This window comes from Candidatus Accumulibacter sp. ACC003 (genome assembly GCF_907163085.1).
Classification (GTDB): domain Bacteria; phylum Pseudomonadota; class Gammaproteobacteria; order Burkholderiales; family Rhodocyclaceae; genus Accumulibacter.
In genome coordinates this window covers 52126-67750 of the sequence record NZ_CAJQTX010000009.1, presented here as the reverse complement: position 1 = coordinate 67750, position 15625 = coordinate 52126, and the positions used below count along the sequence as shown (strand labels likewise).

General features: G+C 63.4%; 12 protein-coding genes. 10 read left to right on the top strand and 2 right to left on the bottom strand.

The features are described from left to right. The first annotated feature begins 40 nt into the window (after positions 1 to 40). From QZ656_RS18805 to QZ656_RS18775, 7 genes are all read left to right on the top strand, one after another. The gene (locus QZ656_RS18805) at positions 41 to 1366 is read left to right on the top strand and encodes a TRZ/ATZ family hydrolase (RefSeq protein WP_291994818.1); all 1326 of its coding nucleotides are present in this window, start codon (positions 41 to 43) and stop codon (positions 1364 to 1366) included. A gap of 76 nt (positions 1367 to 1442) precedes the next feature. Continuing rightward, positions 1443 to 2120, top strand: coding sequence for an OmpA family protein (locus QZ656_RS18800; protein ID WP_291994817.1), 678 nt, complete (start codon positions 1443 to 1445; stop codon positions 2118 to 2120). 322 nt (positions 2121 to 2442) lie between these two features. Continuing rightward, a complete protein-coding gene (gene ubiG / locus QZ656_RS18795; protein WP_291994816.1) occupies positions 2443 to 3144 on the top strand; it encodes a bifunctional 2-polyprenyl-6-hydroxyphenol methylase/3-demethylubiquinol 3-O-methyltransferase UbiG in 702 nt (233 codons plus the stop codon). Beyond that, positions 3137 to 3793, top strand: coding sequence for an HAD-IA family hydrolase (locus QZ656_RS18790; RefSeq protein WP_291994815.1), 657 nt, complete (start codon positions 3137 to 3139; stop codon positions 3791 to 3793). Before ubiG ends, QZ656_RS18790 begins: the two co-directional genes overlap by 8 nt. 77 nt (positions 3794 to 3870) lie before the next feature. Further along, positions 3871 to 4248 (top strand): CbiX/SirB N-terminal domain-containing protein, encoded by a 378-nt coding sequence (locus QZ656_RS18785; RefSeq protein WP_291994814.1) that lies wholly within the window; start codon positions 3871 to 3873, stop codon positions 4246 to 4248. A gap of 107 nt (positions 4249 to 4355) precedes the next feature. After that, positions 4356 to 5060 carry a tRNA (N6-threonylcarbamoyladenosine(37)-N6)-methyltransferase TrmO gene (gene tsaA / locus QZ656_RS18780; protein WP_291995255.1) on the top strand — a complete coding sequence of 235 codons (705 nt, stop codon included), beginning with the start codon at positions 4356 to 4358 and terminating at the stop codon, positions 5058 to 5060. Between the two features lie 196 nt (positions 5061 to 5256). Continuing rightward, the gene (locus QZ656_RS18775; RefSeq protein WP_291994813.1) at positions 5257 to 5709 is read left to right on the top strand and encodes a hypothetical protein; all 453 of its coding nucleotides are present in this window, start codon (positions 5257 to 5259) and stop codon (positions 5707 to 5709) included. Between the two features lie 46 nt (positions 5710 to 5755). On the opposite strand, the gene pdxH is transcribed toward QZ656_RS18775, so the two are convergent. Beyond that, a complete protein-coding gene (gene pdxH, locus QZ656_RS18770; RefSeq protein WP_291994812.1) occupies positions 5756 to 6394 on the bottom strand; it encodes a pyridoxamine 5'-phosphate oxidase in 639 nt (212 codons plus the stop codon). A gap of 187 nt (positions 6395 to 6581) precedes the next feature. Further along, positions 6582 to 8369 carry a PDZ domain-containing protein gene (locus QZ656_RS18765; protein ID WP_291994811.1) on the bottom strand — a complete coding sequence of 596 codons (1788 nt, stop codon included), beginning with the start codon at positions 8367 to 8369 and terminating at the stop codon, positions 6582 to 6584. A gap of 321 nt (positions 8370 to 8690) precedes the next feature. Here QZ656_RS18765 and QZ656_RS18760 point away from each other — a divergent pair, with 321 nt between their 5' ends. The 3 genes from QZ656_RS18760 to QZ656_RS18750 all read left to right on the top strand — a co-directional run bounded on the left by QZ656_RS18760 (position 8691) and on the right by QZ656_RS18750 (position 15525). Then, positions 8691 to 9575: a glutamate/aspartate ABC transporter substrate-binding protein gene (locus QZ656_RS18760; protein ID WP_291995254.1), complete on the top strand. Its 885-nt coding sequence runs from the start codon at positions 8691 to 8693 to the stop codon at positions 9573 to 9575. Positions 9576 to 9639: 64 nt separating this feature from the next. Then, positions 9640 to 10713 carry an asparaginase gene (locus QZ656_RS18755; protein ID WP_291994810.1) on the top strand — a complete coding sequence of 358 codons (1074 nt, stop codon included), beginning with the start codon at positions 9640 to 9642 and terminating at the stop codon, positions 10711 to 10713. Between the two features lie 138 nt (positions 10714 to 10851). Beyond that, on the top strand, positions 10852 to 15525 hold the full coding sequence (locus QZ656_RS18750; RefSeq protein ID WP_291994809.1) for an NAD-glutamate dehydrogenase: 4674 nt from the start codon (positions 10852 to 10854) through the stop codon (positions 15523 to 15525). Positions 15526 to 15625 lie beyond the last annotated feature (100 nt).

Sequence of the window (15625 nt, the reverse complement as noted above, 5' to 3'; positions counted from 1 at the left end):
GCGGGGCTTTTTTTCACGCTCTGTAAACCCCGTTCGGGCCATGATTACACCTGTCCAGGTCGTCGATCTGATTATCGAGGCACGCTGGGTCGTACCGGTTGATCCGGCCGGCGTGGTTCTTGACAACTACGCGGTGGTCGTCGACCACGGCCGGATCGTCGCGCTCCTGCCGCAGAGCGAGGCTGCCGGCCGCTTTTCCGCACGCTCCCGCAAGAACCTGGATCAGCACGTGCTGATCCCGGGGCTGGTCAATTTGCATACGCATGCGGCGATGAGCCTGCTGCGTGGTCTGGCCGATGACTTGCCGCTGATGGAGTGGCTACAGCAACACGTCTGGCCGGCCGAGGCGCTGCACGTTTCCGAGCAGTTCGTCCTTGACGGCACGATGCTGGCTTGCGCCGAGATGTTGCGCGCCGGTATCACCTGCTTCAACGACATGTATTTCTTTCCGGGAGCGGCTGCCGAGGCGGCGCGGGCCGCCGGAATCCGCGCCGTGATCGGCCTGATAACGGTCGATTTCCCGAGCAACTACGCGACTGACGCAGACGACTATCTGGCCAAAGGGCTGGCGGTTCGGGACCAGCTGTTGGACGAGCCGCTACTGTCTTTTTGTCTCGCGCCGCATGCGCCGTATACCGTCAGCGAGCGCAGTTTTTCCAGGGTGCTGACGCTTGCTGAACAGATTGAGTTGCCGATTCACCTGCACCTGCACGAAACCGTCCAGGAAATTGACGATAGCCTGAAACGCTTTGGCATGCGCCCGATCGAGCGTCTTCGCCGCCTCGGCCTGCTGAGTCCGGCTTTGATTGCGGTTCACGCGGTTCATCTTGAAGCGTATGAAATCGAACTGCTGGCCAAACACGGCTGTTCGGTCGCGCATTGCCCCAGTTCGAATCTCAAGCTGGCCAGTGGCATCGCGCCGATCGCTGAACTGTTTGCTAAAGGCATCAATATCGGCCTGGGCACCGATGGCGCCGCCAGCAATAATCGCCTCGACCTCCTGCAGGAGATGCGTTTGGCTGCTCTGCTCGCCAAGGGACGAAGTGGGCGTGCCGACGCCATCAACGCCCATCAGGTGCTGCGCATGGCGACGCTCGGCGGCGCCCGCGCGCTTGGCCTCGAAGCGTGTATCGGTTCGATCAGCGTCGGCAAGGCGGCCGACTTGTGCGCCATCAGCATCAACGACGTCGCGCTTGCTCCCTGCTACGATCCCGTGTCGCACCTCGCCTACGCAGTAGGCCGTGAGCATGTTTCTGACGTCTGGGTGGGTGGTCGGATACGCGTCGAAAGCGGGCAACTGGTTGAAAACAACGAAACTGGATTGATAAAACTGGCGCTCTTGTGGCAGAATAAAATTCGTCCGTGACGGGTTGGGTGAACAACGAGGCATAACAGGCCATGCGGACCGACTCCGCAGGCTTCAATTAACGAGGGAAACACAGATGAACAGAACTGCAAAGAAAATTACCCTGGTGGCCGTGCTCGGCGCCACTCTCGGCTTCGGCGCCTCGCTGGCTCAGGCACAGACTTCAATTCCACTGGATCGAGTGTACGTAATTGACTCACGCGGCGAAGTCGCGATGAGCGGCGCCGGCCTGTGCTGGCGGACGGGATTCTGGACGCCTGCCGGCGCTGCCAAGGATCCGGCTGGCTGTAAGTGCGACAAGGACTTGCTGCCGAAGGAAGTTTGCGAGCCACCGATGGCTGCTGCTGCTCCTGCTGCGGCTGGTCCGAAGCCGTCTGGCGACAAGATCACCGTCGCTGCCGACGCATTGTTCGACTTCAACAAGGCGACGCTGCGCCCGCTCGGCAAGTCCAAGCTTGATGAAGTTGTCGCGATGTCCAAGCAGATCAAGCTGGAAGTGATCATCGCCGTCGGTCATACCGACCGCATTGGTTCCGATGCCTACAACCAGAAGCTGTCCGAGCGGCGTGCCGCGTCGGTCAAGACCTACCTGGTGAGCAAGGGCGTCGAAGCCAATCGGGTCTACACCGAAGGCAAGGGCGAGAAGCAGCCGGTTACCAAGCCTGGCCAGTGCGCGGGTGCGAAGAGCAAGAAGGTCATCGAGTGCCTGCAGCCTGACCGTCGTGTCGATATCGAACTGATCGGCACCAAGTAAGCCAGCAGTGTTCGGCAAAGCCCTGCCTCGGCAGGGCTTTTTCGTTTTGCCTGCGGCACCGACGAGGGCTCCGAAGCTGACCGCAGGGTTCGCTCTTGGTGGCCATCAGCGGCTGCGCGGCGTTATTGCGCGAGCGCGCGGCGGCAAAGCACTTCCGAGGATTTCGCCGAGCGTCGGCGCGCGGCGTCGCCCAGGTCGGGCGGCGACGTTTTACGCACGCTCGATCAACTGCCGGGTGCGCCGCAAGGCTTCCGGTGCTGCGGCCGGACAGCGGACACCTGCGTCCGCTGGTCGTCCGTCACCTGTCATGGATACTACTGGCATGATGATTAACGCCGACCAGAACGAACTCGATAAATTCAGCCAGCTTGCCCACCGCTGGTGGGATCCGAACAGCGATTTCAAACCGCTGCACGATATCAACCCCTTGCGCCTGGCGTGGATCGATGGCCACTGTCAGCTGGCTGGCAAACGCGTGCTTGACGTCGGTTGCGGCGGTGGGCTGCTGTCCGAAGGAATGTGCGAAAAAGGCGCTACGGTGACCGGCATCGATCTTTCCGACAAGGCGCTGAGCGTTGCTCGCCTGCACCTGCTGGAGAGTGGCCGAGAGCTTGACTATCGCCAGATCTCGGCCGAGGAATTGGCCGCTCAACAAGCCGGTAGCTACGATGTGGTGACGTGTATGGAAATGCTCGAACACGTTCCCGATCCGGCCAGTACGGTCGCTGCCTGTGCGGCGCTGACCAGGCCCGGCGGGCATGTCTTCTTCTCGACCATCAACCGCAACCCGAAAGCTTATCTGCTGGCCGTGATTGGCGCCGAGTATGTCCTGCGGATGTTGCCCAAGGGCACCCACGACTATGCTCGGTTCATCAAGCCGTCCGAACTCGCGCGCTGGGTGCGAGCCGCCGGTCTCGAGCCCGATCAGCTGCGAGGGATGAGCTATAACCCCTTCAGCCGACACTACGCGCTCGGTACCGACAGCGACGTCAATTACCTCCTGCACACCGTCAAGAATGTTTGAAGCGGTACTGTTTGACCTCGACGGTACCTTCGCCGATACGGCGCCGGACCTTGCGGCTGCGCTCAATCGCTTGCGCGACGATCTTGGCATGCCGCGGGTGCCGCCGCAAGAGCTTCGCTCCCTGACCTCGCAGGGCGTGCGCGGGATGCTGAAAGCGGGCCTGGACATGCACCCGGGCGACGCGCGCTACGCGGAGTTTTATGAACGCTTCCTGCGCTATTACAGCCAGGATATCTGCGTCGAAACGACGCTCTTTCCAGGCGTTGACCAACTCCTGGGCGGTCTGGAAGGGCGTGGTTCGCCGTGGGGGATCGTCACCAACAAGGCGCAGCGTTTCACCCTGCCTTTGCTCGCCCGGCTGGGCTACGCGAAACGTGCGGCCTGCGTCGTCAGTGGTGATTCCGCGCCGCGTGCCAAGCCGGCGCCGCAACCGATGCAGCTGGCGTGTATGCTCATTGCCAGGAGCCCCGGAAGTTGCCTCTACGTCGGCGACGATTTGCGTGACATCCAGGCTGGTCGGGCGGCCGGCATGGTCACCGTCGCTGTACGCTATGGCTATCTTGGTGATGGAGATCCGATCGAAGCCTGGGGTGCCGACCATCTGGTTGACCATGCCGGCGAAATCGCCGCTCTGGTCGGTATCGACTGAGCGCGTTGTGGTAGCCAGCGGCCAGGCTGCCAATGCCTGAAATGCGAGTACAAGTAGCGATCCCCTGGAGTACAGCGATGATCAGAACTGCCCTAATTCTTTTCGCCCACGGCGCGCGTGATCCCGATTGGGCCGAGCCGATGCACCGCGTTCGTGCGTCCTTGCGCGAACACGCGCCAGCGACGCGTGTCGAGCTGGCTTTTCTCGAGTTCTTGCCACCGAACTTGCGCGATTGCGTCGAATCGCTGGTCGGCGAGGGATTCGAGCGCATCGTCGTGCTGCCGATGTTTATCGCCCGTGGTGGGCACCTGCAGCGCGACCTGCCACTGTTGCTCGACGAGTTGCAGCGGGAGTATCCGCGGACACGCTTTGAACTGGCCGGGACGATCGGCGAGGTCGAGAGCGTCGTTCAGGCCATGGCCGGCCATGCTCTGACGCTGATTCGTGCGGGCTGACGAGATGGCCAGGTCGCTGTCGCGCGTGCCAAGCGTGCCAATTGTCGATCCGCTTCGGCGCCCGCCACGACGCCTGGCGCGAACTGTGCGGCGCCCGGACAGCGGCCGTGCCTGAAGTCGGCTTTTCGCCAATCGGCTATCTGGCAACGCCGTTTCGCGATCGCTTCGGAATTCCCCGTCAGCCACGGCTGGCGCCACACGCGCGCGGTCAGCTGCGCCTCATTCGACCTTACGATCGCCCGGAGGCGGTGCGCGGGCTGGCGGCCTTTTCGCACGTCTGGCTCAGTTTCATCTTCCACCGCACTGCCGGCCGCTGGAGTCCGACGGTCAGGCCACCGCGCCTCGGCGGCAACGAGCGCGTCGGCGTCTTTGCCAGTCGCAGCCCTTTTCGCCCGAACCCATTGGGGCTGTCGCTGGTCGAGTTGCTGAGCGTCGACACGCGTGCCGGCGTGCTGCTGACTTTTGCCGGCGTCGATCTGCTCGACGGCACGCCGATTCTCGACATCAAGCCGTACCTTCCCTTCGTCGAGTGCGAACCGGCCGCACGCGGCGGCTTCGTCGCCGGTCCGCCGCCGCAGCTGGCGGTTTCTTTCAGCGCCCGGGCGCTCGCGCAGCTGTCGCAGCACGAGCAGCGCTGGCCCGATCTGGTCGCGCTGCTTGGCGAATTGCTGGCCCAGGACCCGCGTCCCGCCTATGCTGACGACCCCTTGCGGCAGTACGGCTTTCGCCTCTACGATATCGAGATCAAGTGGCGTTGTACGGCGGCCGGCGCGATCGTCGAAGAGGTGCTCGGGCCACTGGTCGACGGCTAGTGGCCGCATCAGGCGTGCCGCCGTGCGGCAACTGCCCGCTCGTGTCGGCGCAGGTCATGGCGGCTGCGTTACTATGGAATCGTCGGCACCAGCGCCCGGCCTGACCGGCAAGCCAGCCGGCATCGGGACGAGCTCTCGCCTGCTGCCGACCGGCGACCGCTGGCCGTCGAGAGTCATCACCTTGGAGAGAAATTCCATGAAAAAGTCGATCATGGTGCTGCTCGCAATGAGCCTTGCCGCACCGCATTTTGTTCTCGCTGGCGGCGGCGGGCGTGGGGGCTACGAGGCGTCCGGTACGGTAGTCGTTGGCGGCGCTTATGGCTATGGCCCGCGCGGTGCTTATCGGGGCGGCTATGGCGGTGGCGGCTACCGGGGCCCCAACGTTGGTGTCTATCTTGGTGCGCCGGTATTCTGGGGCGGCCCGTGGGGGCCGTGGGGGCCGCCCGCGTATTATCCGCCGCCAGTGGTCTATCCGTCGGTGGTCGCCGTACCGCCGCCGGTGGTCTATGTCGAGCGAACGCAGGCGCCGGCGAGTGAGCAGTCGCTGGAGTCTGGCTACTGGTACTACTGCCGGGAACGCGGCGGCTATTACCCGGCGATCATGCAGTGTCCCGGTGCCTGGGTGCAGGTCGCCCCACGCGCTGATTAGGCGCTAGCGTCGCGGCCGCACGGCTCCGGGGTCGCTGGGCGCCGTTTCATGGCGCGAGGCGCTCGCGGAGCCAGCGCTGCTCGCTGTCGAGTCGGTAGCGCAAGCGATCGTGCAAACGGCTCTTGCGGCCCTGCCAGAACTCCCAGGTGTCCGGCCGCAGGCGGTAGCCGCCCCAGTGCGGTGGCCGCGGTGGCTGCAACAGGAACCTGGCACCGTAGCGAGCGGCATTGGCCAGCAACACCGCGCGGCTGTCAATGACCTGGCTCTGCGGACTGGCCCACGCACCGATTCGCGAATCGAGCGGGCGACTGGCGAAGTAGTCGTCGCTTTCTGCCTCGCTGATCTTGTCCACCCGGCCTTCGATACGCACGACGCGCTCCAGTTCGACCCAGTGAAATTGCAGCGCGGCGCAGGGATTGGCGGCCAGCTCCTGGCCCTTGCGACTGCCGTAATTGCTAAACCAGGTGATGCCGTTGTCGTCGTAGCCCTTGATCAACACGATCCGCGTGGACGGTCGCATGCGGCTATCAACCGTCGCCAGCGTCATCGCATTCGGCTCGGGAAGCTGTGCGGCGATCGCTTCGGCGAGCCAGTGCGCAAACTGTACCAGGGGGTCGGCGTGCGACGCCGCCTCGCTGAGTTCGGCACGTTCGTAGCTTTTTCTGAGGTCGGCAAGACTGGTCATGGCGCTTAACGGGTCACTGAGGTGCTGCGGGAGTCGGGTTGGCGGCGGTGACGCTTTCTCGGCGCAGTCACCAAGAGCCGATTATCGTCCAGCCGGCTGCGGGTTTCCGATGAATTTTTTGCGCCAAGCGGTAGAGCCCCTGTGTTCGGTGACCAGGCGCGAAGGTCGCCGGCGCGCGCCACAGTCGCTAGACCTGCAGCCAGTCCTTGCGGAGCGCATTGCGTTTCTGCTCGAGCAACAGTTTGTGCTTGCCGCGTTCCGGGGCGCCGAGGACGACTGAAAACTCCATCAACTCGTCACGTCTGAAGGCATGCACCCGGACCGTTTCGCCGGCGTTTTTGCGACACAGCACGCGCTCGATAGTCGCTGCCGTAACGCGTAATCCGTCGATCGCCAGCAGCAGGTCGCCGGCCGACAGGCCGGCGACTTGTGCCGGGCTCGCTGCATAGACCGTAGCCAGGCGCAGCTCGTCGCCGCTGCTGCTGGTCTTGACGCCGAGCGTTGGTACGCCGGAGCCGTCGTCACGCTGTAGGCGGATACCGAACGGTTTCAGCAGCGCCGCGAGTGGCAACTCGGCCGTGCCATGGACCGCGTCGGCAAAAAAACGCTCGAGGTCGAGGCCAGAAAGCTCCTCGGCGAGCTGGCGGATGTCATCGTCGCCGACCGCCATGCCGCCGTGCTGGTCGCGTTCGCCGTGGCGTTGCCAGAGCACGCGCATCAGCTCATCGAGTGAACAGCGATTGCTGGTGCTGGCGCGCAGCGTCAGGTCCAGCGCGAGCGCGACCAGTGATCCCTTGGTGTAGTAGCTGACGACGGCATTGGGCGTGTTCTCGTTGGGCCGGTAGTACTTGGTCCAGGCGTCGAAGCTCGATTCGGCCAGCGTTTGCCGCCGCCGGCCGGGGTCGCGCTGGACCTTGTCGATGGTCGTGGCGATCAATCCCAGCCAGTCCTCGGCGGTGATCAGGCCGCAGCGTAGCAGCGCCAGATCGTCGTAATACGAGGTGAAACCCTCGAAAGCCCAGAGCAGCGTGGTGTAGTTCTCGGCGTCCAGATTGCAGTTGACGAAAGCGGCCGGTTTGATGCGCTTGACGTTCCAGCTGTGAAAGTATTCGTGGCTGCACAGGCCCAGGAAGTTTCGGTAGCGCTCGGGGGTGCCCTTCATGCCGCGGTAGGGCAGGTCGTCGCGGGCGCAGAGCAGGGCCGTCGAGGCGCGGTGTTCGAGGCCGCCGTAGCCGTCGCCGACGGCGGTAATCAGGAAAACGTAGTGTGGCATGGGCGCTGCTTCGCCGAAGAAACGGATCTGCCATTCGCAGATCCGTGTCAGGTCGGCCGTCAGTCGCGCCAGGTCGCAGTCATGGCGGCCGCTGATGGCTATTTCGTGGCGAATGCCGCAGGCGGTGAAACTGGCCAGCGAGAAGCTACCCATTTCGACCGGATAGTCGATCAGTTCGTCGTAGCTGGCAGCCCGGTAGACGCCGAAACCGTGATCTTTGGCGCCGCCTCGCCGATCGCTGGCAGGCGCCAGTGCGGTGGCCACCCGCCAGTTCGCGAAGCGCTCGCCGAGCGGCGGCTGGATATCGACCAGGCAGGGCAACTGCTGTTGGCCGAGCGGGCGCAAGAAGACGCTGCAGCCGTTGAAGAAGGCGTGCGTCTGATCGAGGTGGGCGCCGCGTACCGAGAGATCCCAGGCATAAACCTCGCAGATGATCGTCAGCGACGCGGCTGGGTCGAGTGCGGCTGCTTGCCAGGTGTGTTTGTCGACCTTCTGGAGAGCGATGGCGTCGCCGCTCGCCTCGGCGCGAATCGATACGATGTGGCGCGCGAAGTCACGGATCAGGTAGCTGCCAGGGATCCACGCCGGCAGGGCAAAGCGCTGGCCTGCCGGGTCGGCGGTGGCAAGCGTACAACGCACCTCGAAAATGTGCGCTTCCGGATGACTTGGGCGGATGCTGTAGCAGACTTTCGCGGACTTCATCTATGGTCTTCTCGTGCTTGACGGCATGGGCGGAATTGTACGGCTTGCACGCTGTCGGATGCTTGTCGGTCGCGGCCCGGGCTTCCCGGAGCCGGCAAAATATGGCCGCCGATCACCGTGTTCCCGTGCCTCAAGCCGCGCATGCTTCATGACCTGATCATCGCTAGGATCCCGACGCAAGTCGTGCCACAATGAATTGAGCAGGCATAGGCGCAACGTATTAATTCACTGTAGAAAATGGAAAAACGGAGACGGGGACGGGCGATGAAGGGTATCGGAAATTCAAAATGCTTGCTGTTTGCGCTAGCCTTGGCGACGGCATTGCTGTCCTGCCCGGCACTGGCCAAGGGCAAGGCCCAGGCCCAGGCCAAGCCCAAGGAGCTGACAGGGACCTTGCGGAAGATCAAGGAAACCGGTGTGATCACGCTGGGACATCGGGAGACCTCGATTCCGTTCTCGTACTACGACGATCAGCGAAACGTCATCGGTTATTCACAGGACCTGATGCTGAAGGTCGTCGAGGCCATCAAGGCGGACCTGAAGATGGCCGAGATCGATATCAAGTTGGTGCCGGTCACCTCGTCGAACCGCCTGGCGCTGGTTGGGAAAGGCTCGGTGGACATCGAATGCGGTTCGACCACCAACAATCGAGAGCGCCAGAAGCAGGTCAGCTTCTCGACGACCATCTTCATCATCGGTACGCGCCTGCTGACCAAGGCCGACTCCGGAGTCACCGATTTCCCCGACCTGGCGGGCAAGAACGTCGTCACCACCAAGGGAACCACGTCGGAACGTCTACTTCGCCGGATGAACGACGAAAAGAAAATGAACATGAGCATCATCAGTGCCAAGGATCACGGTGAGGCCTTCCTGCTCCTCGAAACCCGGCGTGCCGTCGCTTTCATGATGGACGACGCACTGCTCTACGGGGAAATGGCCAAGGCCAGGCACCCCGGCGATTGGCGGGTGGTCGGCAAGCCACAGTCGTTCGAGGCCTACGGTTGCGCCTTGCCCAGGGACGACTCGGCGTTCAAGGCGGCCGTCGATCGGGCGCTGAGCGAGGCGATGACCTCGGGTGAAGCCGAGAAGATCTACGCGAAATGGTTCATGCAGCCGATCCCGCCGAAAGGACTGAATCTCGACTTCCCGCTCTCGGACGCGATGAAGGCGCTTTACAAGGCGCCAAACGACAAGGCATACGAGTAGCGGGTTGGCTGTTCCGGGGCCTGCCGGCCTCGGCAATCCGTGTGACCTGAAAAGGAGGCTCCCAATGTTGAAAGAGACGCTTACTACCCGCTGGCTGCTCGCCTTGCTGGCGAGTGTCCTGGTCAGCAGCGCTGCACTGGCTGCGGACAAGCCGAATGTCGTCATTCTGGCTACCGGTGGCACGATCGCCGGGGCCGGTGCCGAGGCCACCAACAGCGCGACCTATCAGGCGGCGAAGGTGCCCGTCGACAAGCTCATTGCCGGCGTTCCACAGTTGGCCGCGGTGGCCAACGTGCGCGGCGAACAGATTTTCCAGATTGCTTCGGAGAGCATCACCAACGACAATCTGCTGGCGCTGGGCAAACGCGTTTCGGCACTGGTCAAGCAGAGCGACGTCGATGGCGTGGTGATTACGCACGGTACCGATACGCTCGAGGAAACCGCCTACTTCCTGAACCTGGTGGTGCACACCGATAAGCCGATCGTGGTCGTCGGCTCGATGCGACCCGGTACGGCGATGTCGGCTGACGGCATGTTGAACCTGTACAACGCGGTCAGCGTCGCAGCCAGCAAGGATGCGCGCGGCAAAGGCGTGCTGGTGACGATGAACGACGAGATCAGCAGTGGCCGCGATGTCGCCAAGACGGTCAATATCCGGACCGAGGCGTTCAAGAGTCCCTGGGGGCCTCTGGGAATGGTCGTCGAGGGCAAAAACTACTGGTTTCGCCTGCCTGCCAAGCGGCATACCATGAACTCCGAATTCGACATCGACAAGATCGAAGCCTTGCCGTCGGTCGGCATCGCCTATGGCTATGGCAACGTTTCCGACACCGCCTACCGCGCCTTGGTCGCCAACGGTGCCAAGGCGATCATCCATGCGGGGACGGGAAATGGTTCGGTGAGCAAGGCGGTGGTGCCGTTCCTCGTCGAGGCGCGTGGTCAGGGCGTGCAGGTCATTCGTTCTTCGCACGTCAATGCCGGTGGTTTTGTCCTGCGCAACGCCGAACAACCCGACGACAAGTACGACTGGGTGGTGGCACACGACCTCAACCCACAAAAGGCGCGAATCCTTGCCACCGTGGCGCTGACCCAGACGCAGGACAGCAAGGAGCTGCAGCGGATGTTCTGGGAGTACTGACTGCCTCTGGCGGTTGCTTGATGAGGGGTAAGCGGTCCGATGCGACCGCTTACTCTGCCGTCCGACTGCGGCGGCACTGGCGCTGGTCGCCAAGGTGGCTTGACCCCGGATCCACGGATCAATAAAGAGGAGAGCGGCATGGTAGTCCTTACAGAATCGACCCTCAACCTGCGTCGCAACCTGCGCGAGATTGCCGAGCAGCAGAACCTGTCGGCGCGGGTTGACGAGTACCTTGAATACTATTTCGGTGACGTCGAACTAGACGATGCGGCCGACGCGGCTCCCGAAGACCTCCTTGGCGCGGCCGTTCAGCATTTCCGGCTGGGCGAGGTGCGAGTCCGGGGACAAGCCCCTGTTGCTCTCTACACGCCGGATTTTGACCGTCATGGCTGGCATTCTCCGCATACCGTGATCGACATCGTTACCGACGACATGCCGTTCCTGGTCGATTCGATCACCATGGTCGTCTCGCGACATGGTCTGGTCATTCAGCGCCTGCTGCACCCGCTGCTGGGCGTCGAGCGCAGCGCTGAAGGCGGCTTGCTACGCACGCAGTCGCGCGGTGCCGCCGCCAGCCAGACGGAATCCTGGATTCATTTGGAGATCGACCGGGTCGGCGATGCCACGCTGCTCGACCAGTTGCGCCAGGAGATCGCCGGCGTCCTTGCCGATGTGCGGGCGGCCGTCGAAGACGTGGCGAGCATGCATCAGCGAATGCGCGAGGCATACGACGAGATGCTCGCGGCGAAGACCGCCGATGGCGACGAAGTGGCGGCGTATCTGGACTGGATCGGAGTTAACAATTTCGTCTTTCTCGGCTACGCCGATTACCGCATCGCCAGCGGCGAGGGCGTGCTTGAGCGCGTTGCCGAAAGCGGTCTGGGGATTCTTCGGCACGCCGACCACCCGGGCTTTGGCCGCTGCCTGGCAGGAATTCCTGGCGTCGTCGCCGAATTGTCCAGCGATGCGCTGCCGGTGCTGCTGGTCAAGACCGACGCCCGGTCGACCGTTCATCGCTCGGCCTACCTCGATTTCATTGGTGTCAAGTGCTACGACGCCGCAGGCCAGGTGATCGGTCTGCGGGCGCTGGTCGGCCTATACACGGCGCACGTCTACCACGTCGCCGCGACCGACATTCCGATCCTGCGTCGCAAGATCGCCGCGGCCCGCGCGGCGATCGGCTTCGCGCCGCGCAGCCATCGCGAAAAGACCCTGGTCAACGTGCTCGAAACCTATCCGCGTGACGAGTTGATCGAGATCGCTCAAGACGATCTGCGATCGATCGTGCGCGGCATCGTCTCGGTCTACGAACGCGAGCAGGTGCGCGTTTTCATGCGCAACGACGCCTGGGGGCGCTACGTTTCGGCGATGGTCTATATGCCGCGCGACCATTTCGACACCAAGCTGCGCAAACGGATCTCGGCACTGTTCCATGAAACTCTGGCCGCCGACCACGTCGAGTTTTTTATCATGCTCGGTGAGTCGCGGCTGGCGCGGCTGCATTTCATCGTGCACACGCCGGTCGGCACCCGCTATCACTACGATGCCGAAGCGATCGAAAGGCAGGTCGCACGCATCGTTCGTGGCTGGGCCGACGAGCTGAAGCACAATCTGATCGGCCATTACGGCGAGGAACGTGGCAACGCCCTGTTGCGTCGCTACGTCCCCGAGCTGCCTTTGTTTTATCAGGAGCGGGTCACTCCGGCGTCGGCGGTGTCCGATCTCGAGCGCCTCGAGACCGCCGAGCACAGTGGTCGCGTCGAGGTCAAGCTGAGCGCTGCGCAAGGTGACGACGGCGCCCACCAGCACCTGAAACTCTTCCGTCGTGGCCGTCCGCGGCCGCTGTCGGCGATCTTGCCGATTCTCGAAAACCTTGGCCTGACGGTGCTTTCCGAGCAGCCCTTCAATCTGCCCAAGAGCGATCTGCACGTCGCCGATTTCGCCGTGCAGCTGCCGGACCCGGCGGCACTCGACGACGATGGCACCCGGCAGGCGTTCGTCGAGTTGCTTGAGCGCCTGCTGCGCGACGAGGCCGAGAATGATGGATTCAACCGGTTGGTGCTGCTGGCCGGTCTCAACGGCCGGCAGGTCGGCATCCTGCGCGCCTACCGGCGTTACCTGCTGCAGGCCGGGCTGCCCTTCAGCCAGGCGTTCATCGAACAGTGCCTGGCGACCCATTTCCGGATTACCCGTGGCCTGGTCGACCTGTTCGAAGCCTTGTTCTCGCCGGCAGCCGACGACACGCGCGCCAAAGAGATTTCCGACGAGCTGAGCGAGGCTTTGTTGCAGGTCAGCAACCCCAACGACGATCGTATCCTGGCCGCCTTGCAGACGGTCATTGAAGCGACGCAGCGGACCAATGCCTATCAATCGGCGATTGATGGCAAGGCCAGGGATTACGTGTCGTTCAAGCTCTCGTCCAGAGACATCCCGTTCCTGCCGCAGCCGGTGCCGCTGTACGAAATTTTTGTCTATAGCGAGCGTATCGAAGGCGTGCACCTGCGCGGCGCGAAAGTGGCCCGTGGCGGCCTGCGCTGGTCTGACCGGATGGAAGACTTCCGCACCGAGGTGCTTGGCCTGGTCAAGGCGCAGATGGTGAAAAACGCGGTGATCGTCCCGCTCGGTTCGAAGGGTGGCTTCGTCTGCAAGCGGCTGCCGCCGGTTGGCGATCGTGAAGCTTTTCAGGCTGAAGGAGTCGCCTGCTACAAGACCTTCATTCGCGGCCTGCTTGATCTTACCGACAACCTGGTCGATGGTCAGGTCGTACCGCCAGCGGGTGTGCGCCGTCGTGACGGCGATGATGCCTATCTGGTGGTCGCCGCCGACAAGGGAACGGCGACCTTCTCGGACATCGCCAACTCGATCGCCATCGAGTACGGTTTCTGGCTGGGTGACGCCTTCGCTTCGGGTGGCTCGGTCGGTTACGACCACAAGAAGATGGGCATCACCGCCAGGGGCGCCTGGGAGGCGGTCAAGCGGCACTTCCGCGAGCTCGGGCTCGATATCCAGACGCAGCCGTTCACCGTCGTCGGTATCGGCGACATGTCCGGCGACGTTTTCGGCAATGGCATGTTGCTCTCACCGGCGATCAAGTTGCTGGCGGCCTTCGATCACCGGCATCTGTTCCTCGACCCTGACCCCGATCCGGCGCTCAGCTTTGCCGAGCGACAACGGCTCTTTGAACTGCCACGCTCGTCGTGGCTGGACTACGATACGACGCTGATTTCCAGTGGCGGCGGGGTGTGGTCGCGCGCCGCCAAGACCATTCCCTTGTCACACGAAGTGCGTGCCTGGCTGGGGACGACGGCGATCCAGCTGCCGCCGCATGAACTGATCAAGATTCTTCTGCAGGCGCCGGTCGATCTGCTCTACAACGGCGGCATCGGGACCTACGTCAAATCCAGCAGCGAGAGCCATCAGGACGCCAGCGACCGTGGTAATGACATCTTGCGGGTCGATGGCAGCCAGTTGCAGGCACGGGTGGTTGGCGAAGGCGGTAATCTCGGGCTGACGCAGCCGGGCCGGATCGAGTTTGCGCTCGCCGGGGGTAGGATATTCACCGACGCGATCGACAATTCGGCTGGCGTCGATTGCTCCGACCACGAAGTTAACATCAAGATCCTGCTGGCCGGGCTGATCCGCCGTGGCGATTTGACCGGCAAGCAGCGCGATACCTTGCTGGCGTCGATGACCGACGAGGTCGGGCGTCTGGTCCTGGCCGACAATTATCAGCAGACGCAGGCGATTGCGCTCGAAGCCGCGGCGGGTGCGCAGCTCATCGAAGGGCATGCGCGTTTCATCCGCGCTCTCGAAGCCAAGGGTGCCCTGCGGCGCAGCATCGAATCCCTGCCTGACGACAAGCGGCTTGCCGAGCGCGCGCAGCAGCAGCGCGGGCTCACCGCGCCAGAGCTCTCGGTCCTCCTGGCTTATGCCAAGATCACCTTGAAGGAAGCCATTCTGGCCTCGGATCTGCCCGACAACGAGGATGTCTACGAGCTGCTGGTGAACTACTTCCCGGCGGCTGTCCTCGGTCAGTGCAGCGAACTGTTGCCGGTGCACCCCCTGAAGCGAGACATCATTACCACCCAGCTGGTCAATCGGCTGGTTAACCGCATGGGAACGATTTTCGTCATGCAGGTCAGCGACGAAAGTGGTGCCTCGCCGGCGCAGGTGGCCGGTGCCTGGTACGCGGCGAGCAGCGTCCTCGACGCCGAAACGCTGTGGCACGACGTCGAGTCGCTGGACCTGATGCTTGACGCCAGCGCTCAGATGGAGCTGATGGCTGGCTTGCGGGTGCTGACCGCCGAGGCCACGCGCTTGCTGCTGCCCCAGCATGTCGCCGGTGCCTCGATCGCGCAGATGGTCGCCGACTACCAGCTGGCGGTGCTGGACTGCATGGATCGTATGCGTGCCGGGCGTACCGGCTCGGAAGTCGTCGCCGCGCTGATCGAGGGGCGCGCCGACATTGTCGTCGCCTTCGAACTGGTCAATCTGGCGCGTGCCTGTGCGTACCCGCTGGCCGACGTCGCGCAGGCGCTGAGTGCTCTCGTCGAGCAAATCGACCTGGATTGGCTGGGCGCTGCCGTCAATCGTTTGCCGGCAGGTAATCGCTGGCAGGCGCGGGCCCGTGCGCAGCTCAGCGCCGAGCTGAGGACTCTTCGACAGCACCTCTTGCAGCAGATTCTCGGTAGCCGCTTGCCGCCGATCGGTGACGCGGCGGCCGTGCTCGATGAACTGAAGAGCAACGTCCCGCAGGATCTGGCGATGCTTTCAGCCGGTCTGGCAGAAATCAGGCGCTTGCTGGCGTCCTGAGGCGGCCGCCGAGCAGACGCCGCCCTGGCCTGGCAGTCGCCGGCCAGGGCGGCGTTCGCGAAACGGCCGGCAAGCCATGAGCGCCGTTGGCGCTTGACTT

Bases quoted from the DNA above. Each gene is read 5' to 3' on its own strand.
- QZ656_RS18805 (WP_291994818.1), top strand. From the start codon at position 41: ATGATTACACCTGTCCAGGTCGTCGATCTGATTATCGAGGCACGCTGG.
- QZ656_RS18800 (WP_291994817.1), top strand. From the start codon at position 1,443: ATGAACAGAACTGCAAAGAAAATTACCCTGGTGGCCGTGCTCGGCGCC.
- ubiG (WP_291994816.1), top strand. From the start codon at position 2,443: ATGATGATTAACGCCGACCAGAACGAACTCGATAAATTCAGCCAGCTT.
- QZ656_RS18790 (WP_291994815.1), top strand. From the start codon at position 3,137: ATGTTTGAAGCGGTACTGTTTGACCTCGACGGTACCTTCGCCGATACG.
- QZ656_RS18785 (WP_291994814.1), top strand. From the start codon at position 3,871: ATGATCAGAACTGCCCTAATTCTTTTCGCCCACGGCGCGCGTGATCCC.
- QZ656_RS18775 (WP_291994813.1), top strand. From the start codon at position 5,257: ATGAAAAAGTCGATCATGGTGCTGCTCGCAATGAGCCTTGCCGCACCG.
- pdxH (WP_291994812.1), bottom strand. From the start codon at position 6,394: ATGACCAGTCTTGCCGACCTCAGAAAAAGCTACGAACGTGCCGAACTC.
- QZ656_RS18765 (WP_291994811.1), bottom strand. From the start codon at position 8,369: ATGAAGTCCGCGAAAGTCTGCTACAGCATCCGCCCAAGTCATCCGGAA.
- QZ656_RS18755 (WP_291994810.1), top strand. From the start codon at position 9,640: ATGTTGAAAGAGACGCTTACTACCCGCTGGCTGCTCGCCTTGCTGGCG.
- QZ656_RS18750 (WP_291994809.1), top strand. From the start codon at position 10,852: ATGGTAGTCCTTACAGAATCGACCCTCAACCTGCGTCGCAACCTGCGC.